Here is a 26,028-nt window from a genome sequence, read left to right as displayed (position 1 = left end):
AGATGCATCTTCTGGAAACGAATAACCTCAGGAAAGCGTATGCAGGTAGGATCGTCGTCAAGGATGTGAGCATAAATGTGAAGAAGGGCGAGGTGGTGGGGCTCCTGGGACCCAATGGCGCCGGGAAGACCACCACTTTCTACATGGTAACGGGTATAATACGGCCGGATTCCGGCAATGTTATCTTCGACACCAAGAATATCACGAACCTCCCGATCTACAAGAGGGCTCGGTCCGGGATCGGGTACCTGTCCCAGGAGCCTTCCATATTCAGGCAGCTTACCGTTGAAGAGAACATTATGGCCGTCATGGAAACGCTCGGGTTCCCCAGGCGCGAAAGACGGAGGCAGCTGGATAACCTGTTGAACCAGCTGAAAATATCGCATTTAAGGAAAAGCAAGGCATACACGCTCTCCGGTGGTGAACGCAGGCGACTTGAAATAACGCGTACACTTGTTACTAATCCCATGTTCATCCTTCTCGACGAGCCTTTCAGCGGGATAGACCCCATAGCGGTCTTTGATTGCCAGGAAGTAATAAGGGAGCTACGGGAGATGGGACTGGGCATACTCCTTACGGACCATAATGTGAGGGAAACGCTTACCATAACGGATCGTTCCTACATCATGTATGAAGGGCAGGTACTGATATCCGGGACTAAAGAAGAACTGATAAATGACCCAAAAGCGCGGGAGATATACCTGGGCGAACGGTTCAGTATGTAAGTCCGCATATCTGTTAGGATATTTTTGCTTAAAAAGTCATATAAAGCCTTATTTTATATTGAAAAACACGGTACATAATGGTATATTGTTATCCTCCAAAGCCTTGCGCTGGTTCCAGCGGGGTGATTTTACGATAAAAGCACTAAAACGGGAGGACGGGGGAAGATATGAACGTCAGCATTACGGGAAGGAATATAGAGCTCAACGATTCGCTTAAGAAATATATAAACAATAAAATGGCGAAGATAGAGAAGTTCTACAACCGTATAAACGGTTGCGATGTCATACTTGACGCGGAAAAGACGCTCAAGACCATAGAGATCATAGTTTACCTCAAACGGAACCGTATCGTGGCCAGGGAAGCGGCCACGGATATCTACGCTTCGGTAGATAAAGCGGGTGACAATATCAAAAAACAACTTCGCAGGCTCAGGGGGAAGGCGGCGTCACGCAGGAGAAAGGCCGTGATGGGCAAGATAATGGATATGGGTAAATGGGGCAAATGACGGGGACGTCCGTGCCTTATATATTGTTGGACATCTCATTTTAACAAGAAGGAACATCATGAAGGTAAAGATAAAGAAACTTGAAGGGACAGCCAGGCAGCTGGATATAGAGATGCCGAAGGATGTTGTGAGCAAGGCGTTCGAGGAAGTGCTGGAGGATATACGCAAGACGGCTAAGATACCCGGCTTTCGTCCTGGCAAGGCCCCGATAGACATAGTACGCAAGAGATTCATGGATGACGCCAGGGACGAAGTGCAGAGACGGCTTATCCCTATGGGGTACCAGATGGCCCTGAACGACAAGTCCATAACGCCGGTAAGTTACCCGGAGGTGTCCGAGGTATCGCTCGAGCTTTCCGGGGAGTTCAAGTTCACCGCTAAAGTGGATGTGGAGCCCGAGTGCGATATAAAGAAGTACAAAGGACTGAAAGTGGAAAAAGAAAAGGTCGTAGTGGCGGACGAAGAGGTCAAGGAGGCCCTGGAGCGGATAAGGAATATGCACGCGGAATTCGAGAAGATAGACCGTCCTCTGGGAAAGGGCGATTTCGCCATATGCGATGTCGAGACGTACATGGACGGGAAGCCCATATCTTCCAAGCGTAACAACATGTGGATAGAGGTAGACAAGGAGGTTTCCCTGCTTGGCATGGGGGAAGCGCTCGTGGGGATGAAACCGGGCGACAAAAAAGACATAAACGTGAAACTCCCGAAGGATTATCCGGACGAAAAATACGCCGACAAGGACGCGGTCTTCAGCGTGGAAGTGAAGGATACGCGCGAGAAGAAAGTGCCTGAGCTGGACGATGAGTTCGCGAAAAAGATAGGCAAGGAAACGTCCGGCCAGGTAGAGGAAGAGATAAAAGGACAGCTTTCCTTGAGAAAGGAAGCTAACGCCAAAGTGAACATGAAGAACCAGATAATAGAGCAGCTCATCAAGAAACACTCTTTTGATGTCCCCGGTTCCATGGTTGAAAGGCAGATGAAGGTGCTTATGGACAGGGCCGAGAACGAGCTTCTCCAGAAAGGCGTGAGCGCTGAGGCCATCGGTAAGCATAAGGAAGAACTGAACGACAAGCTTTACCGTGAAGCGGAGGACAAGGTCAGGGTATATTTCATCCTGAGCCGTATAGCCGATTGCGAGGATATACAGGTAGAGGAAAAAGAACTGGAAGACTGGTTCGCTTCAATGGCCATGTCATATAACCAGGACGTGGAAAAGGTCCGTGAATATTACGAAAAGAACGATCTTGTGGACGGCCTCAAAGAACAGCTCAGGGAGGACAAAACGCTGGAATTCCTGCTCAGCGAGGCGGCTGTTACCGAAAAAGCGTAAAATACCAAGAGGAGGACCATATGACGATAGTACCTATGGTTATAGAAAAAGAGGGACGTCAGGAAAGGGCATATGATATATACTCGCGCCTTTTGAAGGACCGTATAGTTTTTATCGGCTCGCCCATCGATGATTATGTGGCGAACATCGTGGTCGCCCAACTCCTTTTCCTCCAAATGGAGGACCCGACGAAAGATATCAGCCTTTATATCAATTCACCCGGAGGCAGTGTTACTGCCGGGCTTTCGATATATGACACGATGCAGTTCGTTAAGCCCGATGTCAACACATACTGTATAGGCCAGGCCGCCAGCATGGCGGCGGTCCTCCTCGCCGCTGGTAAGAAGGGGAAGAGATACTCGCTTCCCAATTCCAGGATAATGCTGCACCAGCCATGGGGTGGGGCCCAGGGCGCGGCTGCGGATATACATATCCAGGCGAAAGAGATACTCAGGATAAAAGATATGCTCGAAAGCATATTGGTGCATCATACGGGCCAGTCGGAAGAACGGATAAAAGTGGACACCGACAGGGATTTTTTCATGAGCGCCACGGAAGCCAGGGATTACGGTGTCGTTGACGAGGTCATCAGCGTTATAAACTAGGAGATCATCAAAGCAAGAACGGAAGGTGGATCATGTTATAGCTCTTCCGCCGCATATAAGGGTTTGTCTTTTTAAATTAAAGATACCACTTCGTGTGCCCGCACGAAAAGACCGAAAGGAGAAAACACAATGAGAAAATATAGATTAATGGCTCCCGGCCCGACGCCGGTACCCGAAAAAGTCCTGCTCAGGATGGCGGATACGATAATACACCACAGGACGCCCCAGTTCCAGGCCGTGCTCAAACAGGTCAATATCAAGCTGAAAAAAGCGTTCCATACGGAAAATCCCGTACTTGTGTTCGCGTCAAGCGGCTCAGGGGCGATGGAAGCGTCGGTGGTCAACTTGTTGTCGCGTGGCGATAAGGCGCTTGTTATCAGGGGTGGTAAGTTCGGTGAGAGGTTCGCGGAAATATGTAAAGCCTACGGTGTCGAGACGGTGAATTACGACGTGACATGGGGGGAAGGAGCCGATCCGAAGATAGTGGAGAAGATGCTCAAGGATGATCCGGGGGTGAAGGTCGTCTACAGCACGCTGTGCGAAACATCTACCGGGGTAGTGAACGATATAAAAGGTATAGGTAAGGTCGTCTCCGCCACTAAAGCGGTCCTCGTGGTCGACGCTATAAGCGGACTTTCAGCCGATGAGCTCAGACCTGATGAATGGGGGGTCGACGTTGTGGTGGGAGGCTCACAGAAAGGTCTAATGCTGCCTCCAGGCCTGGCGTTCCTGAGCATAAGCCCCAAGGCCCAGAAGCTGGTAGAGACATCCGACCTGCCGAAATATTATTTCAGCCTTAAAGCGGCGCTGAAATCACACGCCAAGGACGATACTCCGTGGACGCCCGCCGTATCCCTCATAAACGGGTTGGACGCTGTCCTCGATATGATGCTGGCCGAAGGTATGGACAACATACTGGCCAGGCATGCCCGGCTGGCGAACGCTACCCGGGAGGCAATGAAGGCGCTTGGCCTGGAGATATTCGCCAAGAGCCCGTCGAACGCGGTCACTGCCGTGAAAGTGCCGGAAGGCATAGACGGTGGTTCTATTACCAAGAAAATGCGTGACGAACAGTGCGTGACCATAGCCGGCGGGCAGGGAGACCTCAAAGGGAAGATATTCCGTCTGGCGCATTTGGGGTACATGGACGAATTCGATACGATATCAGCCATAGCCGGTGTCGAGATGGTGCTTTCCCAGATAGGGCATAAAGTAGAGCTTGGTAAGGGAGTGGCAAAAGCGCAGGAACTGTTGAAGTAGAATATGATCCGGGGCGTGGACGCGTCCGGTAAAATATCATTGAAAGAGGTGGTTGATATGGCCATTAAGATCCTGGTAAGCGATCCGCTGTCCAAAGAGGGAGTGGATATCCTCAAACAGAACGGTTTCAAGGTCGATGAGGTGTCCAAGCTCACGGAAGAACAGCTTTGCAAGAAGATAAAAGGATATGACGCGTTGATAATACGTAGCGGTACCACGGTGACGGCTAAGATAATAAACGCTTCCGACGCGCTCAAGGTGATAGGCCGGGCCGGTGTGGGAGTGGACAACGTGGATGTCGCGGCGGCTTCCAAGAAAGGCATCATAGTCATGAACGCGCCCGCTGGGAACACTATCTCTACGGCCGAGCACGCGTTCAGCCTGATGCTATCCCTTTCACGCAACATACCGCAGGCTAATGATTCCATAAAGCAGGACAAGTGGGACCGGAAGAAATTCATGGGTGTTGAGCTTTACGGGAAGACGCTGGGTATCATAGGCATGGGACGTATCGGCGCGGAGTTCGCCAAGAGGGCCCTGAGCTTTGGGATGCGGATACTGGCTTTCGACCCATATCTTACCGAAGAAAGGGCCAAGACGCTTAATGTGGAATCGGTGGTCCTGGACAAGTTGCTCGAGGGATCGGATTTCATAACGATCCACACGCCTCTTACCGAAGAGACCAAGCACCTTCTTGACGATAACGCGTTCCAGAAGATGAAAAAAGGCGTACGTATCATAAACGCCGCGCGTGGAGGGATAATCGACGAGAACGCCATGGCGAAGCACCTTAAGTCGGGTAAAGTGGCCGGCGCGGCTCTTGACGTGTTCGAGACCAAGGCAAAACCGCCGCTTGATAGCCCTGTGTACAAGATCGACACGGTGATCGGCACCCCCCATCTGGGCGCGTCCACTTCGGAAGCGCAGGTGAACGTCGCCATAGATATGGCCAAGACCGTATCAGAAGCCCTTTTAGGTAGGGGGTTCCGTAACGCGATAAACGTACCATACATGGAATCCGAGACCATGGAAGCGGTCAAACCGTACATGAACCTGGCGGAACGCCTGGGTGCCATACAGTCGCAGCTTATGGAGGGCCCGGTCAAGAGCGTCGCTATAACGTATGTGGGTGAAGTGGCCGCGCTTGATGTCGAACTTATAACGCGCGCGCTTCTTAAGGGCATATTCAACCCTGTTCTTGAAGAGGATGTGAACTATGTGAACGCGCCGCTGATCGCGAAGGAACGCGGGATAAAGGTGTCGGAGAAAAAGACGCCCGAGATCTCTGATTTCGCTAATCTTATCAATGTCGAGTTCGACACGGGAAAGAAGCGCCACTCTATCATGGGCACGCTGTTCTCGAACAAGGAAGCGAGAATAGTCAAGATGGATAAGTATTATGTTGAGGCCGTTCCTAACGGGTACATGCTGGTCCTCACGAACAAGGACGTTCCCGGTGTGGTCGGTAAGCTGGGCACGGAACTCGCCAAGCATAAGATCAATATAGCGGAAATGAGCTTCGGGAGGGACAAAAAGACACAGGAAGCCATAAGCCTTATAAACGTGGACAGCGAAGTGCCCCAGAAGGTCATATCGGACCTCAAGAAGTTCAAACATATAAAAGACATAAAACAGGTGAGGATATTCGTTTAAAAAAAGGCGGTGATCTTATGCGATCGATAAGGGCGGTATCCTGGTTAGTTGCTGTATCTTTCCTGTGTTCCGGCGCCAATGTCTATGGAGCGGAACAAAAGATGGGGTTCTGGGACAAGGTAAAAGCCAAGTACTCTAAGGGAACGGTATCATCCGATACGGCACAGCCAGCGAAGGTGTCAACTCCGCCGGAAAGTGCCGCCCCCACCGCAAAGAAAAAGCCTGACAGGCAGCAGATGCTTGACACCATAGCCAGAAGACTGAAGGTCTTCACGCAGATCGCGGATGAGATGCCGGGGTTATCGGCGAGGCAGGACGTGGAGACCGGGGAGGTGTCCTACTATTATGCCGAGGCGGGGAATATACCAGAGGAGCTGGAGAAGCTTGAAGAGGAAGACCTTTATAAACTATACGTCCGGATAAACCAGCGCGCGACCATACTTAATTCAGAACGTATACAGAACATGCTCGCGCAACAGGAGAGGGTGAGGACCCTGCAGAACCTGCAGCGGGTGCCTCAGGGTGGCTCCGGGGCCCCGGCCCAGGCACCGCGCCCACCGGTAACGCCGGTCCAGACGCCGCGGGCATATGTGCCGCCATCTGTGCCGACCATCCCGTCGGCTCCGGTGAGGGCTCCAAGTGTCCCTTCGGCGCCTCCATCTCCACCGGCGGTAAGAAGATAGTAAGGTAACTCAAGGAAAGTACAGCAGAAAGGTTAGCATGGCGAAAGTAACGGTGTTGGTGGGAGCCCAGTGGGGCGACGAGGGTAAGGGTAAGGTCATTGACATATTGACCGAGGACGTGCAGTACATCGTCCGGTATCAGGGCGGGAACAACGCGGGTCACACGGTCGTCATAGGGGATAACAAATATATCCTGCATCTGATCCCGTCAGGCATACTGCATGACGGTAAGATATGTGTTATAGGGCACGGAGTGGTTGTTGATCCGAAGGCGTTGCTGGCGGAGATAGAGCTCCTCCACAAACAGGGCATCGATGTGGACGGCAGGCTTAAGGTCAGCGATAAGGCGCATGTGATACTGCCGTACCATATCAAGATAGACGAGCTCAGGGAGAAGAAAAAGAAAAAGGGCAAGATCGGCACCACGAAGAAAGGGATAGGCCCGTGCTACGCTGACAAGGTAACGCGTATAGGGATAAGGATGGGGGACCTGTTCGACGTCAAATATTTCAAGAAGCAGCTCAAGGAGAACCTCGAGGAAAAAAGCGAGACACTGAAGGGGCTAACGGGCTTCAAGGGGTTTTCCGTCGAGGATATATTGGAGGAATATACAGGGTACGCCAAGCGTCTAGCGGAATATGTATGCGACTCGACGACGCTCCTTAATAACGCGTTGGAGGAAGATAACTCGATACTTTTCGAGGGAGCTCAAGGCACTTTCCTTGATGTGGATTACGGTACATATCCCTATGTAACATCGTCGAACGCTACGGCTGGTGGGGCTTGTACGGGCGGCGGGATAGGTCCTTCAAGGATAGACCGTGTCGTCGGGGTGGTAAAAGCCTATACGACCAGGGTGGGAGAAGGCCCGTTCCCGACCGAGTTCGGACCTGAACTTATGCAGAAGATACGGGAGAAAGGCGGAGAGTTCGGGGCTACTACCGGCCGGGCCAGGAGATGTGGTTGGTTCGACAGCGTCCTGGTGCGGAATTCGGTCATGATAAACGGCATAGACGATGTAGTGATAACAAAGCTTGATGTATTGGACGAACTTGATACAATAAATATATGTACCGCGTACCGGTATAAGGGGAAAATATACAAAGAGATACCCGGCATACCGGGTTTCCTGGAGAATTGCGAACCGGTCTATGAAGAGCATCCTGGGTGGAAAAAGGACACGTCGACGCTTACGTCCTGCGACGATCTCCCGGAGAACGCGCGAAAGTACCTGGACAGGATAAAAGAGCTGATAAGGACCAACATAATGCTCGTATCGGTAGGTAAGAGCCGTAAACAGACGCTATCATATAAGTGATATTACCATGGATCTTGTTGCCGGGGAGATATTGGCTAAGGCCAGAAGGAGGATATTATGCGCGGGAAAAGATATTTGACATTACTCACTGTTCTTGTCTTGATGTCGGGGTTCATGGTGTCGGGTTGTGCCGTGAATTTCTACAAGCAGAATCCACGCAGCAAGACGAAGATAACCGAGCTGGAAAGGCAGATAAGCGACCTGGAGGCCGAACGGGCGAAGGAACGCGCTCATTTCGAGGATGTCAAAAGGATGCTGGAAAGCCGTTTAAAAGACCAGATCAAAGATAAAAGCGTTTCTCTCGAGATGGATGAGAGGGGGCTTGTCATCATACTTTCGGACGACATACTTTTTGATTCCGGTAAGTCAGAAATAAAGGACAAGGTCTCCCCGGTCCTGGACAAGGTATCAAGGGTCATCACCGAAGAGGTCCCGGACAAGAACATAGGGGTCTATGGGAATACGGACAACGTTCCGATAAAATACTCGAACTGGAAGTCCAACTGGGAACTATCGACGGCGAGGGCTACCAATGTACTGCATTACCTGGTCTCCCAGGGCGTGTCCCCGAATAAATTGTCCGCTACAGGCTACGGGGAGCACAGGCCGATAGCTTCGAACGATACAGCCGCGGGCAGGTCGATGAACAGGCGCGTGGAAATAGTGATACTTCCGGATTTCGTGGAACAAAGGCAGGACATAGACGCTTTTGACAGCAACATAAAGTAATGTATATATCAAGGTGATGCTTAATGCGCGTTTCACCCTTTTATGGTGACTGGAAGTAGAGGTGCATGCCTCTACTTTCTGTTTTAGAAGGATATCATGAGTAAATTGCCGGAGCATATCGCTGTAATAATGGACGGGAACGGCAGGTGGGCCCGAAGAAGGAACCAGCCGCGCATCATGGGGCATCGCAAAGGTGTCGAAATAGCCAACGTTATCAGCCAGGCTTGTGCTGAACGGGGGATAAAAGCGCTTACTTTGTATACATTTTCATCCGAAAACTGGAACCGGCCAGAGAACGAGGTCAAGGCGCTAATGGGACTTCTTGAACAGGCGATCTCGAATTACAGCAGGATGTTGTCGGAATACGGCATAAGGTTCAAGGCCATAGGCAGGATAGGGGACCTTGGCGCGTCGCTTGAAAAAGCGATAAAGAGGGTCGAGCAGGAAACGTCCGGGAATACCGGGATGGTGCTTTCTCTCGCGCTCAACTATGGGGGCCGGCAGGAGATATGTGACGCGGTATCGAGCATATATGAGGCCGATAGGAGCGGTGAGTTGCGGGTAAGCTCGATAACGCCGGAGCTTTTGTCCGGGTATATGTACACTTCAGGGCTTCCCGATCCCGATCTGATAGTACGTACTTCCGGCGAGCAGAGACTTAGTAATTTCCTGTTATGGCAGTCCGCTTATTCCGAGTTATATTTTACCGAGACATTATGGCCGGACTTTGATGTGAAGGAACTTGATAAGGCTTTGGAGGAATACGGGCGGAGGGACAGGAGGTTCGGTGAGTAAGTTCCTAAGGAGGACCATAGTAAGCGCTGTCCTGATGGCTTTTGTGTTCGCGGCTATCTTCCGCTTGCCTAATTGGGTGTTCTGCGTTGTGATATGCGCTTTTGTTGCCTGCGGTCTTTATGAGTTCTTCCACATGGTCGAACACCGCAAGATATTCGTATATAAGTATTTCGGCACGGCTACGGGCGCGCTCATACCCGTGGTCATATATATGGGGAACAGCCTGCCGGAGATCAAGAACCTGGAGCCTCTTCTTATCGTCGTTGGGAGCCTTCTGGCCCTTACCCTGCAGTTCGCCAGGCGTGACGACGCGGGGGACCATCTCATAAGCGCGGCGCTTACATTGTTCGGTCTATTCTACATAGCGTGGTTCTTTTCTTTTTTCGTTAAGATAAAATTCCTGCCCAACGGGTCGGAACTCGTGATGTTCCTGGTCCTTGTCACGAAGAGCGCCGATATGGGAGCGTATGTTATCGGGAGCCGCTTCGGGAGAAGGGAGCTTATCCCGCGTATAAGCCCGAAAAAAACGGTCGAAGGCACCCTGGGTGGGGTGGCCACAAGTGTTATCATATCAATGATATCAGGTAAGTTCCTGACAGGGTATTCCTACGCCCATCTTATGGTGCTGGGGTTTATGTTGGCATTGATAGGGCAGGTCGGGGATCTCGCGGAAAGTCTTATTAAGAGGAACTGTAATATAAAGGACTCGGGCGCGTATCTGCCGGGCATAGGGGGAGTGCTCGATCTTTTAGACAGTCTTTTGTTCACTGCCCCGATATTTTATTTCTATGTTAAGACCTTCTAGCGCGTTCCAGATGCTGTCACGCGGAATGCCATGGACATAACTACATTTTGGAAGAGCGGTTTATGAAAGATATCGTGATCTTCGGATCGACCGGGTCAGTTGGCAGGAACGTACTGGACATAATACGTTCGTTCCCCGAAAAATTCAGGGTGAAAGCCCTGGTCTCCAGGTCAAACTCGGACCTACTGGTCGCCCAAGCCCTTGAATTCAGGCCCGATATAGTGGCGATATACGATGAGAGCGGTCTTACCGGTCTTAAGAACGCGTTGGAAGGCATAAAGATAACAGGCGGCGCGGAAGCGCTTGAGGATATAGCTGGCGCCGTGAAAGCGGATATCGTGTTCATGTGCATATCCGGGACAGCGGCGCTTAAACCGCTGATAGCCGCGCTTAAAGCCGGGAGAAAGGTCGCTCTGGCCAGCAAGGAACCCGTAGTGTCGGCCGGGATGATACTTCGTGATACCGTAAAAGGTACATCCGCGGAGATAGTGCCGGTGGACAGTGAGCACAGCGCTATCATGCAATGTCTTTACGGCAGGGACAAAGCCCATGTTAAAAGGCTTTTCGTTACGGGAACGGGAGGATCTTTGAGCGGAAGGTCCGGGGAGAACCTCGATAATATGAGTGTATCGGATGTCCTGGCCCACCCAAAATGGAGTATGGGCAGGAAGATAACGGTGGATTCGGCGACCTTGATGAACAAGGGGCTTGAAGTGATAGAGGCCCGATGGCTTTTTGATATACCGCAGGACAGGATAAAGGTGGTAATACATCCCGAAGCTATCATACATTCCATGGTAGAGTTCCTGGACGGGACCATGGCGGCATCCCTTTTCAGCCCGGATATGAGGTTCCCGATACTCACGGCCCTTAGTTTCCCGGATATGTTCGAGAACAGCCTGCCAAGGCTGGACCCCGTGTCCGTGGGGAAACTTACATTTACCGAACCCGATACCGCGAGGTTCCCGGCGCTCGCGCTGGCTTATGAAGCGTTGGACGCGGGTGGCACCATGCCCGCGGTGCTTAACGCGTCGAACGAAAGCGCGGTACATATGTTCCTGGACGGAAAGATCAAGTTCACAAGGATCCCGGAACTCGTGGAGAAGGTCATGGAACAGCATAAAAACATAAAGGTCCCTTCGCTCGATGATGTTATATCGGCCGAGGCATGGGCCCGTGAGGAGGTGTTGAGGTTTTGTTGACCCTAATAGTGGCTCTTGTGGTCTTCAGTATACTGGTCATGGTGCATGAGATCGGGCATCTTGTGGCCGCGAAACGTTTCGGGATAACTGTCGAGGTATTCTCGATCGGCATGGGGAAAAAACTCCTGGGATGGACAGTAGGAGGCACCGAATACAGGCTTTCCCTGATCCCGTTCGGCGGATATTGCAAGATGTCCGGTGAGGAACCGGGCGAAGCCACCGGCAAGGAAGGGGAATATCCTTTAAGCCCCGCGGGACATCGTTTCTGGGTGATCGCGGCGGGGTCTTTAGTGAACTATCTGTTCGCTTTTTTTCTGTTCTGGATCATATTCATGATAGGGGTGCCGACACTTTCCAACAAAGTGGGCCAGGTGCTTGGGGGATATCCGGCCGAGAAAGCCGGCATTGAGGTCGGTGACGAGATATTGTCCATAAACACGCACGATGTGAAGTACTGGGATGATATAGTGGGCGCGATAAAGGAAGATCATGAAACGTCGGAAGAACTGGACCTGCGTGTGGTGAGGAACGGAAATGTCCTGCGTATAAACATAAAGCCGGAGATAAGCACGGTCACCAATATCTTTGGCCAGAGGATATCCCGGCCCATGATAGGGATAGCGCCGGAGAGTGATATATTGTCGGTGTCGTACGGTCCTGGCGGGGCTTTTTATCACGCGGGAAAGCGTCTGCTTACGCTTACCGCGGCCACGTACAAGAGCATATGGCTGCTTATAACCGGCGGATTGCCGGTGAAGGATTCGGTATCAGGGCCGATAGGCATAGCCAGTCTTATGGGGCGGGCGGCCAAGTTAGGCATAGTCCCTCTTCTTATAATAACGGCCCATGTCAGCATGGCGCTCGCCATATTCAATCTTTTGCCGTTCCCGGTGCTTGACGGAGGGCATATAATATTCATCGCGTTGGAAAAGTTCCGGGGAAGGCCGGTGAGCGTGAAAGTGCAGGAGAACGTGACACAGGTGGCGCTTTACCTCCTGATAACGCTTGCTGTGTTCATAAGCTGGCAGGATATATCCAAACTGATACCGAGGGCTAAGAACGCGCCCGATGTCACGGCCGTGGAAAAGACAGGGGCCGATATCACCAGTGGCGGCAATGCCTCGGCCGGAGGGAAGTGAACGACTGGATGAATAACGTAAAAAGACGCATAACCAGGGTCGTGAGCGTGGGCGGGGTTAAACTCGGTGGCGGCCATCCCGTGAGCATACAGTCGATGACGAATACATATACCGCCGATATCGGGGCCACTATCGCCCAGGTGCAATGCCTCAAGGATGCCGGCTGTGAGATCGTGAGGGTGTCGGTCAAGGACAAGGAATCCGCTGCGGCCATAGCCCCCATAAAAGAAGCGGCGGGGCTGCCTGTGGTGGCGGATATACATTTCGACCATAACCTGGCGCTTGCGGCCATAAATGCCGGTGCCGATAAAATTAGGATCAATCCGGGGAACATGAAAGACCCGGAAAAGCTCGCCAGGGTCGTTGACGCGGCCGGTGAGAGACATATACCGATCAGGATAGGGATAAATTCCGGATCGCTCATGGAAATGGCCGGGGGCAAAGGTGACGCGCCCGATGTGATGGTCGAAGCCATGCTCCGTTCCCTCGAGTTCTTTGAGCAAAGAGGTTTCCAGGACCTGGTACTTTCTCTTAAGGCATCCGATGTGTTCACGACGGTCATGTGTTACCGTAAGATGTCGGAGTTATGCGACTATCCGCTCCATGTGGGTGTGACCGCCGCGGGGCCTTTATCTACCGGGATCGTCAAGTCAAGTATGGGGATAGGGGCGCTGCTCATTGACGGCATTGGGGACACTATCAGGGTATCTCTTACCGGGGACCCGGTACAGGAGGTGCACGCCGCCAGGAAGATACTTTCGGCGTCCGGTGTGAGGAAGTTCGGTGACGATATTATTTCCTGTCCTACGTGCGGCAGGTGCGGTGTCGACCTGGCAGCGATAGTCGAAGAGGTCGAGGCGGAACTCGCGAAAGAAAACCCGTCGGGAACGCCGCTTACCATAGCGGTCATGGGCTGTGAGGTCAACGGCCCGGGAGAGGCCGCCTCAGCTGATGTGGGAGTGGCCTTTGGGAACAAAAGGGCCGCGATCTTCAGCGGAGGCAGTATTACAAAGACCGTGGACGCTTCCATGGCTGTCAGGGAGCTTATTGAAGAGATAAAAGAACGAAGGCGCGCAGATGGCCAGGCCGCTCGCGGCCGATGACGAAGCGCCAGGGAGAAAAAAGGAGATACGATGAAGTGGAGTAAGTCTTTCATGCCTACGCTTAAAGAGGACCCGCAGGACGCGGAGGCCATAAGCCATAAACTGATGGTCAGGGCCGGTATTATCCGGAGGCTCACGGCCGGGGCTTATATATACCTGCCTCTGGGATACAAGATACTGAAAAAGGCAGAGGGCATAATACGCGAAGAGATGGCGAAGGCCGGTGCTATAGAGCTTTTGATGCCTGCCCTGCAGCCTGTCGAGCTATGGAAGAAGACCGGGCGCTATGACGTTATCGGTGACGTCATGATAAAGTTCACGGACAGGCATGGAAGGGAAACGGCTCTTGGGCCTACGCATGAAGAGGTCGTTACAAGCCTTGTGGCCAGGGAAGTCAGGTCCTATAAGGACCTTCCTCTGACGTTGTACCAGATACAGACAAAGTTCCGTGATGAGGTAAGGCCGCGTTTCGGTGTCGTCCGCAGCTGTGAGTTCATAATGAAAGATGCATATTCTTTCGATACGGGGGAGGAAGGGCTGGAAGAGAACTACAAAAAGATGTATGCCGCTTATTGCCGCATATTCGAAAGATGCGGGATAGGGTACGTTCCTGTCGAGGCCGATACCGGCATGATGGGAGGCGCGGGGTCGCATGAGTTCATGGTACCGTGCGAGATAGGCGAGGACAGGATAGTGAACTGTCCTTCATGCGGGTATTCCGCGAGTACGGAAGTGGCCGCGGTGGCGGGAACGTTCGTGCCGGGACCTTCCACCGGGGAGGCGTCCCCCGTTATGGAAGAAGTGGACACACCCGGAGTATCCACCGTAGAGGCCGTGAGCGGTCTTTTGAAGGTCGGGCCGGAAGCGGTGATCAAGACCCTGATCTATATGGCGGAAGATGAGCCAGTAGCCGTTCTCGTGAGAGGTGATCATGAGGCTAATGAGGCCAAGATAAAGAAATACCTTGGTGTAGTACGGCTCGAGCTCGCGGACGAACGCAAAATATTCGAGGTCACCGGTGGGCCTGTCGGGTTTTCCGGTCCGGTTGGGAATATCTCCGCCAGGATAATTGGGGACAATTCCGTAAAAAGCCTTACTATGGCGGTGACGGGAGCGAATAAAAAGGACAGGCACCTTACGGGAGTTGTGCCCGGCAGGGATTTCAATGTCGGCGAGTGGGCGGATCTCCGCAATATTACGGAGGAAGATAAATGCCCGAGATGCGGAGCTGATATAAACATAAAGAACGCTATTGAGATAGGTCATACGTTTAAACTGGGCACTAAATATTCCGAACCCCTTGAAGCGCGATATCTCGACTCGGATGGCAAGGAGAACACCATAGTCATGGGTTGTTACGGTATAGGCGTGAACAGGATACTGGCGTCGTTGGTCGAGACGAGCTATGACAAGGACGGGATAATATGGCCTGTCGCCCTGAGCCCCTACGAAGTCGTTGTCATACCGGTCAAAAGGGACGACGAGGAACTGATGCGTGAAGCGGAGGCGATATACGACGCGCTTATTTCGGCTGGAATAGACGCGATACTCGATGACAGGGACAGGTCTCCCGGTATAAAATTCAAGGACGCCGATCTTATAGGGTTCCCATACCAGGTGGTCGTTGGGCGCAAGGCGCTTGATCAGGGTAAGGTAGAGCTTAAGGAGCGCGCCGGCGGGATAAAAACACTTGTGGACAGGGATAAGATAGCAGGCCAGGTGGAGGATGCAGTAAAAGCCGGTAGGGGGAAATGACCGGGGATGAAGGGAATGCAGAAAGTACTTTTCATATGTATACACAATTCCGCTCGCAGCCAGATGGCCGCGACTTTCCTTAATTACCTTGGAGGGGATATCTTCGAGGCGGAAAGCGCCGGGCTGGAGCCCGGGGAACTCAACCCGATAGCGGTGGACGTGATGAAAGAGATAGGTATAGATATTTCCGCGAACCGGACGAGATCCGTCCGGGAGGTACTGGAAAGCGGAAAAGAATTCGACCACGTAATAACCGTTTGCGATGAGAGCGCGGCGGCAAAGTGTCCCGTGTTCCCGGGAAATGGCCGGAAAGAGCACTGGAGTTTTGACGATCCGTCCACTTTTACCGGTACGTATGAGGAAAAACTCGAGAAGACAAGGAAAGTGCGTGATGATATCCGCGAAAGGATAGAGGGATGGATATTCGTCAGGGTCAGCTCAATGGGGGACAAGGCATGATGTCGGGCAAGGGGCGTATGGAGAACGTCGGGGAAAAGAGCGGCGTGCGCATAATGAAGGTAATTGGGGATTTTACCGCGTATACGACCCCCGATTTTCAGCATGTGTGCAGAAAAGTGGATAAGTCCGCGAACCTTAAGGGGCTTGCGATAGACATGAAAGACCTTTCCCGGATAGATACGTCGGCTTTCGCTTGCATGATGAACTTTATAAAAGAGAATATGGCCGATGGCCTGAAGATAGGGATATTCAACGCGGGCGAGAAAGAAAAGAACATGATGGAGCTTCTTGGTATAGGCGACGCGATAAGGATATACGACAGTATGGAAGAAGCCGTTGAAGCGATGTCCGGCTGAGGAAGGAGGCGCACATGACGGAACTTGATACCAGGGTCATAGAGACCATACAGAGAACGGATACGGCGAAAAGTTTTCGGTTCGATCGGACGGGTGCCCCGGATTTTAGGCCCGGACAATATTTTCTCCTGACCATACCGGTCGGCGGCGAGGAAAAGACCAAGGCGTTCTCGTTCTCCAGCTCTCCCACAGAACAAGGATACCTGGAGTTCACTAAACGGCTTACCGGAAGTGATTTTTCAAATGCCCTGATGGAACTTAAGCCCGGTGACCCGGTAAAGATAAAAATGCCTAATGGCAAGTTCACTTTTGAGGGAGAACATAAGAAGATCGCTTTGCTGTCAGGAGGTATCGGGATAACCCCGTTCAGAAGTATCTGTAAATACGCGACCGATAAAGAACTCGAGAGTGATATTGCCCTTTTTTACAGCAACAATGAGGAAAAGGATATCGTGTTCAGGGAAGACCTGGACGGGATGGCGGCCCAGAACCCTCATCTCAAACTGATATATACACTTACGTCGCCGTATGCCGCGGAGAAAGAATGGCGGGGATGCACCGGGGTTATAGACGAGGGGATGATCAAGAGGGAGGTCCCAGACTACGCTGAAAGGATCTTCTATACATGCGGCCCCCCCGGGATGGTAACGTGTCTTACCGGGATGCTCCGGGAAAAACTGCATATTCCTGAAGAGCATACCATAATAGAGAATTTCGCGGGGTATTGATAACATGAATAAGATGATCTCTATGATCCTGGTCCTCATGGGCGCGCTGGTCGCTGTAACATGTTGTGCTTTGTCCTTGAACTCCGGGACGGACAGCACAAAAAAGGAATACTGGGACAATGGCAAAGTACGGGAGATAGAGAAGGACGATCCATCCGGCGGGATGACCGAAAAGGATGATTATTACGAGAACGGGAATCTGGAGCTATACCAAAAGTTCGATATGGACGGCAATAAGCTCGAGGAAGCCAATTACGACGAAGAAGGCAAGCTAAAGGAGAACGCTGACGGATGGGCAGCCGTAAAATTCGTATATACTGATGGCAACATGGTTTCCGAGACTTATTATGGGGCGGATGGGCGCGTAAAAGAGAGAAAAACATACAATATGTCGGGGGACCTGGTAAGTAAGCAATATATAGGGGATGAGGGCATCGACCCAGATGAAGAATACACTCCCCAGCCTACGGTAGCTGGTGAGGTGAACAGCTATTATGATGACAACGGCAGGTTTGAGGGAGAGACCGAAGCTGTCTCCGGGTTCTAGTTCGTATATATTTTTCGCCTGGATGTTATGCCTTCTTTGCCGGGCGATAGACCTTGACAACTCTATATTATTATACTAAAATCACATAGAGTTCAACTTATGAGTAAGTGGGCCGTACCGCCCGCTTATTTTTTTATAAGGGGTAAGTGTGTGAATGTCGGGGAAATATCGAAAAGAGAGGTAGGGACATGTCTTTTATGAAAGTGCCCCGGGAAGTAGCGGAATTTCTCGTGGAACAATGTGGGTCCATGGGGTATGAGCTTGTGGATATAAGGACAAAACCCGGCAGAACGACTCATTTCGAGATTGTTATAGATAAAAAAGGTGGGATTTCCGCTTCAGAATGCGGAGAGCTCAACAAGATTGTTGGCAGATGGTTCGAAAAAGAAGGCATGTATGCCAACGGCTATGTCGTTGACGTGTCCTCTCCGGGGCTTGACCGCGAACTGGATACCGAAAGGTCGTTCGAATGGGCACGGGAGCGGGAGGTCGAGGTCAGGCTGCATGAACCCATGGACGGAAAGAATATGCTCACGGGTAAGTTGATCTCCGGGAACAAGGAGACCGGGCTTGTCTTGGAGGACGGGACCGAGGGTAAAATTACCGTGGACAAGAAGAACCTGGCCAAAGTGAAATTATATTTCAGGAAGAAAAAATAACAAGATATCAGGAAAGAACGGAGATATAACATGAACGGAGCTTTGTTAACTGCACTCGAAAGAATAGAGCGGGAAAAAGGGATAAGCAAGGACGTGCTTTTCGAGGCGATAGAAAGCGCCCTGGCAAGCGCGGCGCGTAAGGTCATAGATGATCCCGAGATCTCCAAAGAAGACATCACGGTGACCGTAGATAAGGAGACCGGGGAGATAGGCGTTTATTCCGAGGGGGAAGAGATCAAGAGCGAACGGTTCGGCAGGATAGCCGCGCAGACCGCCAAACAGGTCATAATACAGAAGATACGCGAGGCGGAACGGGACGTGATATTCGATAAGTACAAGAAAAAAGAAGGCATGATAATAAGCGGGTCCGTGCACAGGTTCGAAAAGGGTAATGTAATAGTCGAGATAGACGACGCGGAGGCTATCCTCCCGAAGAACGAGCAGATACCGCGTGAGAAATTCCATCAGGGCGAGACCATAAGGGCGTACCTGATAAAGGTGGACAAGAATACCGGAGGTCCCGAGCTCGTGTTGTCGCGTACGGACCCGGGGTTCGTAAAAAAACTTTTTGAGCTGGAAGTGCCGGAGATATCTCAGGGTATAGTGGAGATCAAATCGATAGCCAGGGAAGCCGGGGAACGTACGAAGCTCGCGGTTTACTCAAAGGATGATAAGATAGACCCCGTAGGCGCGTGTGTGGGTATGCGTGGTTCCAGGGTAAGGGACATCGTCAAGGAACTTCATGGGGAGAGGATAGACATAATAAAGTGGGACGACGATATAAGGGAATATCTGCCGGCCGCCATAAGCCCCGCGGAAGTGTCCCGCATGGTAATAGACAGGGAGAACAACACGATAACGCTTACTGTGCCCAAGGACCAGCTTTCACTTCTCATCGGGAAGAAGGGGCGTAACATACGCCTTGCTTCCAAGCTCCTGGGTTGGGAACTGGTCGCGGAGTCCGATGAGGACGCGGCGCTTGACCTGCCGCTTTCAGATGTATCGGGCGTAGGGGAAAAGATGATGGGAACGCTTGAAGAGGCGGGCTACTATTCAGCTAAAAGGCTTGCGAAGGCCAGCGTGAATGACCTGTCCAAGTTGAACGGTATCGGAGAGAAGACCGCTGAGAAGATCATCAGCTCGGCCCGCGAAGCCATAGAAAAACTGATACAGATAAAACGTGAGGCCGAAGAAGCCAGCAAAGCGGAAAGAACGGAAGAGAACGCGTCCGCGGATGAGAGTTCCACCGGCGAAGGGAGTAAAGCGGGTGATGTGTTCGCGAACATCGAGAGTCCCGCTGAAGATGAAGAGGACGTCCCGGGGGAAGATAAAGACGCTTCCGCTGATACCGGGGAAGTGGAGAAAGACGAAGAAGTAGCTGATCAATCTTAAACAAGTAATCCGAAAGGTCGAATAAATATGGGTATTAAGGTCTCTGATCTGGCGAAAGAACTTGGCGTAAAGAACGACGAAGTGCTCGACCAACTCAGGCGTCTTTACATGGATGCCGAGGATGGTAACAGCCAGATAGGCGATAAGATAGCAGCCCTGGTACGCATAAAACTGGGCGGGTCTTCCGTGCCTGAAAAACCAAAAAAGGAAAAGAAGCCTAAAAAGGCGGTGGTCAAGAAGAAAACGACCGAACCCGCCGAGGAAGAAAAAAAGCCCGCTAAAAAGACAAAAGGCCGGAAAAAGAAAGAAGAAACACCGGAGAAAGAGCCCGAGGCTGTCGCTCCAGGGAAAGAAGAGGAGAAGGTCGATGAGGCGCCGAAAAAAGATACCATAACCATAGACGTGCCGGGCAAAAGGGCGATAGAGATAGTAGAAAGAGCGCCTGTCAGCGTGCCGGAAGAGGAGAAGGCACCGGAGGTGAGCAACGAGGAAGAAGAGGATAAGGACCTCCTGGGCAAGAAGAAAAAAAAGGTCTCAAAAGAAAAACCCGCTATCGAGATCGTGGAAAAAGCCCATATACCGAAATCCTACACCAAAAAGGGAAAGCAAAAGGGCAAAAAACATAATATCGAGATAATCGAGAAAGCGGCTATCGGACAGCGGCCGCGCAGGCCGGCTTCCCTTGAGGAGGTCAGGCTATCCGCGGGCAAGGCGGAAGAGACCAAGCAGGCCTCCGCCAGGAAAGCGCCGCAGAAGCTTGAGGTGCATTTTCCCGTAAGTGTGCGTACCCTGGCCCCCAGGATAAACATAAAACCCAACCAGGTATTGCAGTACCTGATGGCCAAGGGCGCTTTCACGAATATAAACCAGGACCTTGACGAGGAGACGGTACGGGATATACTGGCGAACTTCGGGTATGACCTGGAGCTTGGCGAAACGGTTGAGTCCATAGAAAAGGACCTTGTGGGAGAGCAGCAGGAGAACCTGAAGGCGAATCTTGTCTCCCGCGCGCCCGTTGTTACGTTCATGGGCCATGTCGATCACGGAAAGACGTCGCTTTTGGATTATATCCGGAAGACGATGGTGGCGAAAGATGAAAAGGGCGGGATAACCCAGCATATAGGAGCGTACAAGGTAGAAACATCCAAAGGGGCGGTAACGTTCCTTGATACTCCCGGCCATGCCGCTTTTACGGCTATGCGCGCGCGGGGTGCCCACGCGACCGACGTAGTTGTCCTTGTCGTGGCCGCGGATGACGGGGTGATGCCCCAGACAAAAGAAGCTATAGACCACGCGAGGGCGGCCAATGTCCCGATAGTCGTGGCTATAAATAAATGCGATCTTCCCGGGGCGCAGCCCGATAAGGTCAAACAGGAACTGCAGAAAGAAGGTCTCGCTCCCGAAGTATGGGGCGGAAGCACGATAATGGTAGAGGTATCCGCGCATACCGGGCAGGGCGTGGACTCCCTGGTGGAGATGCTCATGCTGGAATCCGAGATGTTAGAACTTAAGGCCAACCCCACCCTCAGGGCAAGGGGTGTGGTAATTGAGAGCAGGAAAACACCCGGTCAAGGCGTGGTAGTTACGCTTCTTGTGCAGAACGGTACGCTTAAGCCCGGGGACATAGTGCTCTGCGGATCGAACTATGGCAAGGTCAAGGCGATGCTCAATAACTCGAGTAAGAGGGTGGAAGAAGCCCTTCCGTCCACTCCGGTGGAGGTGCTGGGGCTCCAGGGCCTTCCGGAGGCGGGAGAGGAGTTCTTCGCGGTAAAGGACGAGAAAAAGGCGAAGACCCTTACGGACCTCAAAAAGAGCCAGTCGCATAAAAAGAAGATATTCGGCCGGCACCGCGTCACATTGGAGGACCTGCATACCCAGATAATGGAAGGGGAGGTCAAAGAACTTAAGATCGTGCTGAAAGCCGATGTGCAGGGGTCGATGGAAGCTTTGGAGCATTCCTTCGGGGAACTTGCGACCAGCGAAGTGAAGCTGAATATAATACATTCGGCGGTCGGTAACGTTAATGAGTCGGATGTGATGCTGGCAGTGGTATCGAACGCGATCATCATAGGATTCCATGTCAAGATAGACGGTAAAGCCGAAGAGATGGCTAAAAGCGAGAACATAGACTATCGTATGTATGAGGTCATATATGAGGCGATAGCCGATGTGCGGGCCGGTATGGAAGGCCTGCTGGAACCGGAGGAAAAGGAAGTATACCAGGGCGCGGCGCAGGTCAAACAGATGTTCCAGGCGACCAAGATAGGCAAGGTAGCCGGATGTTCGGTCATCAAAGGCGTTATACACAGGAAAGACATGGTAAGGGTAAAGCGCGCGGACGAGATCATACACACCGGGGAGATAGACGCGCTTAAAAGGTTCAAGGACGATGTGAAGGAAGTGAAGGAAGGCTTTGAGTGCGGTATATCGCTCAAAGGGTTCACCGATATACGGGTGAACGATATCATAGAGGCGTACATAGTGGAAAAAGTGGCCAGAAGGCTCACAAAGTGATCACGGTAGCGATGGTGAGGTGGACACGGGATGGAAAGTGAAAGAACGGCCAGGAAGATCATACTAAGCGGCATGAGGCCCACGGGGAGCCTGCATCTGGGGCATTATGTGGGCGCCATAGAGAATTACGTACGCATGCAGGAGGAGTACGAATGTTTTTTCATGGTCGCTGACTGGCATGCGCTCCTCTCCGAGTATGAAAAACCGTCGGACATAAAGAAGAACAGCTTTGAGATAGTTAAGGACTGGGTGGCGTGCGGGATCGACCCCGAACGGAGCGTTATATTCGTACAGAGCATGGTGCCTGAACACCTGGAACTCGCGATGACGTTCTCGCTGCTTACTCCCCTGGGATGGCTGGAAAGATGCGCGACCTATAAAGAACAGCTTCGCGAGATAAAAGGCAGGATGATCGCTACATACGGTTTTCTCGGGTATCCGGTGCTTCAGGCGGCGGACATAGCGCTTTATAGGGCTAATGCCGTGCCTGTCGGGGTGGACCAGCTGCCGCATCTTGAGCTTGCCAGGGAGATAATTAGGCGTTTCCATTCTCTTTACGATCGTGAGATATTCGCCGAGCCCGAGCCGATACTTACCAAGGTATCAAAACTGGTGGGTCTGGATAACAGGAAGATGTCCAAGAGTTACGGGAACTTCATATCCCTTTCCGACCCGGCGAACGTTGTGAGGAAAAAGGTATTCAGCATGTACACGGACCCCTCCAGGACAAGGGCAGATATCCCGGGAAAGGTCGAGGGGAACCCGGTTTTCATGTATCATGATGTGTTCAATCCGAACAAGGATGAGGTGGAGGATCTCAAGGAACGGTACAGGCAGGGTAACGTGGGCGATGTGGAGGTCAAGGAAAAGTTGGCCACCGCGCTTAACGTTTTTCTGGACCCTATCCGCAAGAAACGGGAAAGCCTGTCGGACGGGGACGTGAAGGCGATCATTGAACAGGGGGCCGTCAGGGCCAGAAGGGCAGCCCAGAAGACGATGACCAAGGTCAAAAAATGCCTGCACCAGGTCATTCTCTGACCGGGGGTCTTGAGCCCGGGAATACCTATGACGTATAAGGTAAAACTTAACATTTTTGAAGGACCACTGGACTTGCTGCTTTTCCTTATCAAAAAGGAAAAGATCGATATTTACGATATCCCCATATCCAGGATAACCGCGCAATATATCGAATATCTTGAGCTCATGAAAATGCTTGATCTCCAGATAGCCGGGGAGTTCCTTGTCATGGCGGCCACACTTATACACATAAAGAGTAAGATGCTGCTTCCCAGGGAAGAACAGGAGCCGGAGGAAGAAGAGCTGGCTGACCCGCGGGAGGAACTCGTGAAACGTCTCCTGGAGTACAAGAAGTATAAGGATGCCGCGGACAAGCTTGCCGAGATGCGTGAACGTCATAAGGATATATTCGTGAGGCGCGGCGCGGGGGAGCCGGAGACCTTCCTGTCGGGGGACGGGGAAGAGTATTTTGAGGCCAGCCTCTTTGACCTTATAACGGCTTTCCAGAAGGTCCTGACGAGCGTACCCAAAGAGACTTTTCACCAGGTGGTACGTAATAAGTTCACGGTAAGCGAAAAGATACATGAGATATACCATATACTCGCGAAAACGCCGCGTATCCTTTTTTCTTCCCTTTTTTCGAACTCCTGTACCAGGGAAGAGGTCATCACCGTCTTCCTGGCGATACTAGAGCTGATGAAAATGAGGGAAGTTGTCGCGGTCCAGAAGAGCGTTTTCGATGACATAGAGGTGATAAGGAACCCCGAGGTGGAAAAAGCTCCGGCCGAAGGAGGCAGGACAGAAGGGGAAGAAAGTATAGAAGCGGAAGACGGGACATGGACAGGATCGGAAAACTAAAAAGCATAATAGAAGCACTTCTCATAGTGTCGGAAGAAGGTATCAAGACCGAGGATCTCAAGGGGGCGATCGAGGAGTTCGACCTCAAGGAGATAAACGAGGCGCTGGAGTCCCTTTCCCGGGATTATGAAGCTCCCGAGCGGGCGTTCAAGATCGCGGAGATCGCCGGCCGACACAGGATAGTGACAAAGCCGGAGTACCAGCCGTGGATAAACAGGCTCTACGAAAAGGAATCTGACAGGCTCACAGGGCCTTCGCTCGAGACCCTCGCGATCATAGCATATAAGCAGCCTGTGACGCGCGCCGAGATAGAAAGTGTGCGTGGGGTCAACGCGGGCGGCGTTATCAAGACGATAATAGATAAAGGGCTCATACAGATAAAAGGCCGTAAGAACGTTATCGGTAAACCCCTGCTTTACGGTACCACCGAAAAGTTCCTTGAGGTGTTCGGTTTGGGCGGGTTGGACGAACTTCCGGCGCTCAGGGAATTCTCTGAAGAGGAACTGGACTACGGCAGGCACGAGGATGTCCTGCCGGTCGGTGACGACAAGAGCGAATATACCGATGTGGAGGAAGACCGGGCGTTCCTGGAATTCGAGGAAAAGGCGAGAGCTTTTACCGGGGAAAATCCTGAACCGGCAGGCGATGGGGATGTAGGGACTGGCGGCAAGGACGATATGCCTGTGCCTGTCGCGGGTCCGGAAACATCCGAGGAAGGGCCGAACGCGGCTGGTGGCATGGATCCGGGGCCGGAGGAAGAACATTCAAACGAGAGGGAAGGTCATGAGCCAGAAAAATCTGAATAAGCTCAGGAAAAAGATCGACGGTATAGACTCTCACATAATAGGGCTTCTCAATGAAAGGGCCGATGTAAGTTGTGCCATAGGCGCGTCGAAGAAGAAACGCGGCCAGGAGATATACAGCCCCGACAGGGAATCCCAGGTGTACGAAAGCGTGTCCAAGAAGAACAAGGGGCCGCTGCCGTCGGCGTCCGTCAGGGCGATATACAGGGAAATAATGTCAGCGTGCCTTTCTCTGGAACACCCGATGAAAATAGCGTTCCTGGGACCGGAACTCACGTTCACGCACCAGGCGGCGATGAAGAAGTTCGGTTCAAGCGTTTCGTACATATCATGTGATACTATCCCGGACGTGTTCCGGGAAGTGGAAAAAGGCAACGCCGATTACGGCGTGGTGCCGATAGAGAACTCGACCGAAGGCGCGGTCAACCATACGCTTGACATGTTCGTTGACTCTCCGCTTTTGATATGTTCGGAAATATATTTTCCGATAAAGGAATGTTTATTGTCGAGAACGGGTAACTTCAAGAACGTCAAGGTGCTGTATTCGCATCCGAACGTTTTCGGCCAGTGCCGGGGATGGATAGAGAAGAACCTGCCGATGGCAAAGCTCCGGGAGGTCGCGTCCACGACCAAGGCCGCGGAACTGGCGTCAAAGAACCCGGGATCGGCGTGCATAGCGAGTGAAGTGGCCGCTAAAAAATATGAGCTCAAAGTAGCCGCGAGGGGGATCGAGGACCTGGCGACCAATGTTACCCGGTTCCTTGTGGTCGGCAAGCATGCCAGCAGGCCTTCCTCGAAGGACAAGACCTCTGTTGTGTTCTCGGTAAAGGATAAGCCCGGGATATTGCACGATATGCTGGCTTCTTTCAAAAGACGAGGGATAAACCTTACGAAGATCGAGTCCCGTCCGTCAAAGAAAGGGCTGTGGAAATATTATTTCTTCGTGGACATGGACGGCCACGAAGTATCGCCTAAGATAGCCCGGACACTGGGTGACCTTGAGAAGAAATGCCAGTTCTTCAAGGTCCTGGGGTCGTATCCCGGCGAGCGTAAATAATTATGTAAAGTCCCTCCCGCGGGAGGA

At 52.0% G+C, this 26,028-nt stretch carries 26 protein-coding genes; all 26 read left to right on the top strand.

What is annotated here, in order from left to right; genetic code table 11:
- Window positions 1-2 precede the first annotated feature (2 nt).
- The 26 genes from lptB (at window position 3) to pheA (ending at window position 26,001) form a co-directional block, all read left to right on the top strand.
- The gene (gene lptB / locus PHH49_01400; GenBank protein ID MDD5487599.1) at window positions 3-725 is read left to right on the top strand and encodes an LPS export ABC transporter ATP-binding protein; all 723 of its coding nucleotides are present in this window, start codon (window positions 3-5) and stop codon (window positions 723-725) included.
- A 167-nt stretch (window positions 726-892) separates the two neighbouring features.
- Window positions 893-1,231, top strand: a complete 339-nt coding sequence (gene raiA / locus PHH49_01395) for a ribosome-associated translation inhibitor RaiA (GenBank protein MDD5487598.1) — start codon at window positions 893-895, stop codon at window positions 1,229-1,231.
- A gap of 58 nt (window positions 1,232-1,289) precedes the next feature.
- The gene (tig, locus tag PHH49_01390; GenBank protein MDD5487597.1) at window positions 1,290-2,564 is read left to right on the top strand and encodes a trigger factor; all 1,275 of its coding nucleotides are present in this window, start codon (window positions 1,290-1,292) and stop codon (window positions 2,562-2,564) included.
- A complete protein-coding gene (clpP, locus tag PHH49_01385; GenBank protein MDD5487596.1) occupies window positions 2,525-3,169 on the top strand; it encodes an ATP-dependent Clp endopeptidase proteolytic subunit ClpP in 645 nt (214 codons plus the stop codon). Before tig ends, clpP begins: the two co-directional genes overlap by 40 nt.
- Before the next feature lie 129 nt (window positions 3,170-3,298).
- Window positions 3,299-4,429 carry an alanine--glyoxylate aminotransferase family protein gene (locus PHH49_01380; GenBank protein MDD5487595.1) on the top strand — a complete coding sequence of 377 codons (1,131 nt, stop codon included), beginning with the start codon at window positions 3,299-3,301 and terminating at the stop codon, window positions 4,427-4,429.
- Window positions 4,430-4,432: 3 nt separating this feature from the next.
- Window positions 4,433-6,082 (top strand): phosphoglycerate dehydrogenase, encoded by a 1,650-nt coding sequence (serA, locus tag PHH49_01375; protein ID MDD5487594.1) that lies wholly within the window; start codon window positions 4,433-4,435, stop codon window positions 6,080-6,082.
- A gap of 17 nt (window positions 6,083-6,099) precedes the next feature.
- Window positions 6,100-6,765, top strand: a complete 666-nt coding sequence (locus tag PHH49_01370; GenBank protein ID MDD5487593.1) for a hypothetical protein — start codon at window positions 6,100-6,102, stop codon at window positions 6,763-6,765.
- Window positions 6,766-6,802: 37 nt separating this feature from the next.
- Window positions 6,803-8,083, top strand: coding sequence for an adenylosuccinate synthase (locus PHH49_01365; protein ID MDD5487592.1), 1,281 nt, complete (start codon window positions 6,803-6,805; stop codon window positions 8,081-8,083).
- Window positions 8,084-8,140: 57 nt separating this feature from the next.
- On the top strand, window positions 8,141-8,812 hold the full coding sequence (locus PHH49_01360; protein ID MDD5487591.1) for a flagellar motor protein MotB: 672 nt from the start codon (window positions 8,141-8,143) through the stop codon (window positions 8,810-8,812).
- A gap of 96 nt (window positions 8,813-8,908) precedes the next feature.
- Window positions 8,909-9,607, top strand: coding sequence for an isoprenyl transferase (locus PHH49_01355; GenBank protein ID MDD5487590.1), 699 nt, complete (start codon window positions 8,909-8,911; stop codon window positions 9,605-9,607).
- On the top strand, window positions 9,600-10,412 hold the full coding sequence (locus tag PHH49_01350; protein ID MDD5487589.1) for a CDP-archaeol synthase: 813 nt from the start codon (window positions 9,600-9,602) through the stop codon (window positions 10,410-10,412). The genes PHH49_01355 and PHH49_01350 overlap by 8 nt, the downstream gene beginning before the upstream one ends.
- Before the next feature lie 62 nt (window positions 10,413-10,474).
- Window positions 10,475-11,614, top strand: coding sequence for a 1-deoxy-D-xylulose-5-phosphate reductoisomerase (gene dxr, locus PHH49_01345; protein ID MDD5487588.1), 1,140 nt, complete (start codon window positions 10,475-10,477; stop codon window positions 11,612-11,614).
- Window positions 11,611-12,753 carry an RIP metalloprotease RseP gene (gene rseP / locus PHH49_01340; protein ID MDD5487587.1) on the top strand — a complete coding sequence of 381 codons (1,143 nt, stop codon included), beginning with the start codon at window positions 11,611-11,613 and terminating at the stop codon, window positions 12,751-12,753. Before dxr ends, rseP begins: the two co-directional genes overlap by 4 nt.
- Window positions 12,750-13,856: a flavodoxin-dependent (E)-4-hydroxy-3-methylbut-2-enyl-diphosphate synthase gene (gene ispG / locus PHH49_01335; GenBank protein MDD5487586.1), complete on the top strand. Its 1,107-nt coding sequence runs from the start codon at window positions 12,750-12,752 to the stop codon at window positions 13,854-13,856. The genes rseP and ispG overlap by 4 nt, the downstream gene beginning before the upstream one ends.
- Before the next feature lie 30 nt (window positions 13,857-13,886).
- Window positions 13,887-15,611, top strand: a complete 1,725-nt coding sequence (locus tag PHH49_01330) for a proline--tRNA ligase (protein ID MDD5487585.1) — start codon at window positions 13,887-13,889, stop codon at window positions 15,609-15,611.
- A gap of 6 nt (window positions 15,612-15,617) precedes the next feature.
- Window positions 15,618-16,070: an arsenate reductase ArsC gene (locus PHH49_01325; GenBank protein ID MDD5487584.1), complete on the top strand. Its 453-nt coding sequence runs from the start codon at window positions 15,618-15,620 to the stop codon at window positions 16,068-16,070.
- Entirely contained in the window at window positions 16,067-16,426 is a 360-nt protein-coding gene (locus PHH49_01320; GenBank protein ID MDD5487583.1) for an STAS domain-containing protein, read from the top strand. Before PHH49_01325 ends, PHH49_01320 begins: the two co-directional genes overlap by 4 nt.
- Window positions 16,427-16,440: 14 nt before the next feature.
- On the top strand, window positions 16,441-17,154 hold the full coding sequence (locus PHH49_01315; GenBank protein MDD5487582.1) for an FAD-dependent oxidoreductase: 714 nt from the start codon (window positions 16,441-16,443) through the stop codon (window positions 17,152-17,154).
- Window positions 17,155-17,158: 4 nt separating this feature from the next.
- A complete protein-coding gene (locus PHH49_01310; protein MDD5487581.1) occupies window positions 17,159-17,701 on the top strand; it encodes a hypothetical protein in 543 nt (180 codons plus the stop codon).
- Between the two features lie 188 nt (window positions 17,702-17,889).
- Entirely contained in the window at window positions 17,890-18,360 is a 471-nt protein-coding gene (locus PHH49_01305) for a hypothetical protein (protein MDD5487580.1), read from the top strand.
- Window positions 18,361-18,390: 30 nt separating this feature from the next.
- Window positions 18,391-19,752, top strand: a complete 1,362-nt coding sequence (nusA, locus tag PHH49_01300; GenBank protein MDD5487579.1) for a transcription termination factor NusA — start codon at window positions 18,391-18,393, stop codon at window positions 19,750-19,752.
- 27 nt (window positions 19,753-19,779) lie between these two features.
- Window positions 19,780-22,266: a translation initiation factor IF-2 gene (gene infB / locus PHH49_01295; protein ID MDD5487578.1), complete on the top strand. Its 2,487-nt coding sequence runs from the start codon at window positions 19,780-19,782 to the stop codon at window positions 22,264-22,266.
- 30 nt (window positions 22,267-22,296) lie between these two features.
- Window positions 22,297-23,304: a tryptophan--tRNA ligase gene (gene trpS, locus PHH49_01290; protein MDD5487577.1), complete on the top strand. Its 1,008-nt coding sequence runs from the start codon at window positions 22,297-22,299 to the stop codon at window positions 23,302-23,304.
- A 27-nt stretch (window positions 23,305-23,331) separates the two neighbouring features.
- Window positions 23,332-24,141 (top strand): segregation/condensation protein A, encoded by an 810-nt coding sequence (locus PHH49_01285; GenBank protein MDD5487576.1) that lies wholly within the window; start codon window positions 23,332-23,334, stop codon window positions 24,139-24,141.
- Window positions 24,120-24,947, top strand: coding sequence for an SMC-Scp complex subunit ScpB (gene scpB / locus PHH49_01280; GenBank protein ID MDD5487575.1), 828 nt, complete (start codon window positions 24,120-24,122; stop codon window positions 24,945-24,947). Before PHH49_01285 ends, scpB begins: the two co-directional genes overlap by 22 nt.
- Window positions 24,925-26,001 carry a prephenate dehydratase gene (gene pheA, locus PHH49_01275; GenBank protein ID MDD5487574.1) on the top strand — a complete coding sequence of 359 codons (1,077 nt, stop codon included), beginning with the start codon at window positions 24,925-24,927 and terminating at the stop codon, window positions 25,999-26,001. The genes scpB and pheA overlap by 23 nt, the downstream gene beginning before the upstream one ends.
- Window positions 26,002-26,028: the final 27 nt, after the last annotated feature.

It is taken from the genome of Candidatus Omnitrophota bacterium (assembly GCA_028715965.1).
Classification (GTDB): Bacteria; Omnitrophota; Gorgyraeia; order Tantalellales; family Tantalellaceae; genus JAQUQS01.
Note: the sequence above shows the minus strand (reverse complement) of the source record. Positions and strands in the feature narration are given on the sequence as shown.

What these genes read in the sequence shown, in the direction of transcription:
- lptB (MDD5487599.1), top strand. Translation starts at nt 3, where the DNA reads ATGCATCTTCTGGAAACGAATAACCTCAGGAAAGCGTATGCAGGTAGG.
- raiA (MDD5487598.1), top strand. Translation starts at nt 893, where the DNA reads ATGAACGTCAGCATTACGGGAAGGAATATAGAGCTCAACGATTCGCTT.
- tig (MDD5487597.1), top strand. Translation starts at nt 1,290, where the DNA reads ATGAAGGTAAAGATAAAGAAACTTGAAGGGACAGCCAGGCAGCTGGAT.
- PHH49_01380 (MDD5487595.1), top strand. Translation starts at nt 3,299, where the DNA reads ATGAGAAAATATAGATTAATGGCTCCCGGCCCGACGCCGGTACCCGAA.
- serA (MDD5487594.1), top strand. Translation starts at nt 4,433, where the DNA reads ATGATCCGGGGCGTGGACGCGTCCGGTAAAATATCATTGAAAGAGGTG.
- PHH49_01370 (MDD5487593.1), top strand. Translation starts at nt 6,100, where the DNA reads ATGCGATCGATAAGGGCGGTATCCTGGTTAGTTGCTGTATCTTTCCTG.
- PHH49_01365 (MDD5487592.1), top strand. Translation starts at nt 6,803, where the DNA reads ATGGCGAAAGTAACGGTGTTGGTGGGAGCCCAGTGGGGCGACGAGGGT.
- PHH49_01360 (MDD5487591.1), top strand. Translation starts at nt 8,141, where the DNA reads ATGCGCGGGAAAAGATATTTGACATTACTCACTGTTCTTGTCTTGATG.
- PHH49_01355 (MDD5487590.1), top strand. Translation starts at nt 8,909, where the DNA reads ATGAGTAAATTGCCGGAGCATATCGCTGTAATAATGGACGGGAACGGC.
- dxr (MDD5487588.1), top strand. Translation starts at nt 10,475, where the DNA reads ATGAAAGATATCGTGATCTTCGGATCGACCGGGTCAGTTGGCAGGAAC.
- PHH49_01330 (MDD5487585.1), top strand. Translation starts at nt 13,887, where the DNA reads ATGAAGTGGAGTAAGTCTTTCATGCCTACGCTTAAAGAGGACCCGCAG.
- PHH49_01325 (MDD5487584.1), top strand. Translation starts at nt 15,618, where the DNA reads ATGAAGGGAATGCAGAAAGTACTTTTCATATGTATACACAATTCCGCT.
- PHH49_01320 (MDD5487583.1), top strand. Translation starts at nt 16,067, where the DNA reads ATGATGTCGGGCAAGGGGCGTATGGAGAACGTCGGGGAAAAGAGCGGC.
- PHH49_01315 (MDD5487582.1), top strand. Translation starts at nt 16,441, where the DNA reads ATGACGGAACTTGATACCAGGGTCATAGAGACCATACAGAGAACGGAT.
- PHH49_01310 (MDD5487581.1), top strand. Translation starts at nt 17,159, where the DNA reads ATGAATAAGATGATCTCTATGATCCTGGTCCTCATGGGCGCGCTGGTC.
- PHH49_01305 (MDD5487580.1), top strand. Translation starts at nt 17,890, where the DNA reads ATGTCTTTTATGAAAGTGCCCCGGGAAGTAGCGGAATTTCTCGTGGAA.
- nusA (MDD5487579.1), top strand. Translation starts at nt 18,391, where the DNA reads ATGAACGGAGCTTTGTTAACTGCACTCGAAAGAATAGAGCGGGAAAAA.
- infB (MDD5487578.1), top strand. Translation starts at nt 19,780, where the DNA reads ATGGGTATTAAGGTCTCTGATCTGGCGAAAGAACTTGGCGTAAAGAAC.
- trpS (MDD5487577.1), top strand. Translation starts at nt 22,297, where the DNA reads ATGGAAAGTGAAAGAACGGCCAGGAAGATCATACTAAGCGGCATGAGG.
- PHH49_01285 (MDD5487576.1), top strand. Translation starts at nt 23,332, where the DNA reads ATGACGTATAAGGTAAAACTTAACATTTTTGAAGGACCACTGGACTTG.
- scpB (MDD5487575.1), top strand. Translation starts at nt 24,120, where the DNA reads ATGGACAGGATCGGAAAACTAAAAAGCATAATAGAAGCACTTCTCATA.
- pheA (MDD5487574.1), top strand. Translation starts at nt 24,925, where the DNA reads ATGAGCCAGAAAAATCTGAATAAGCTCAGGAAAAAGATCGACGGTATA.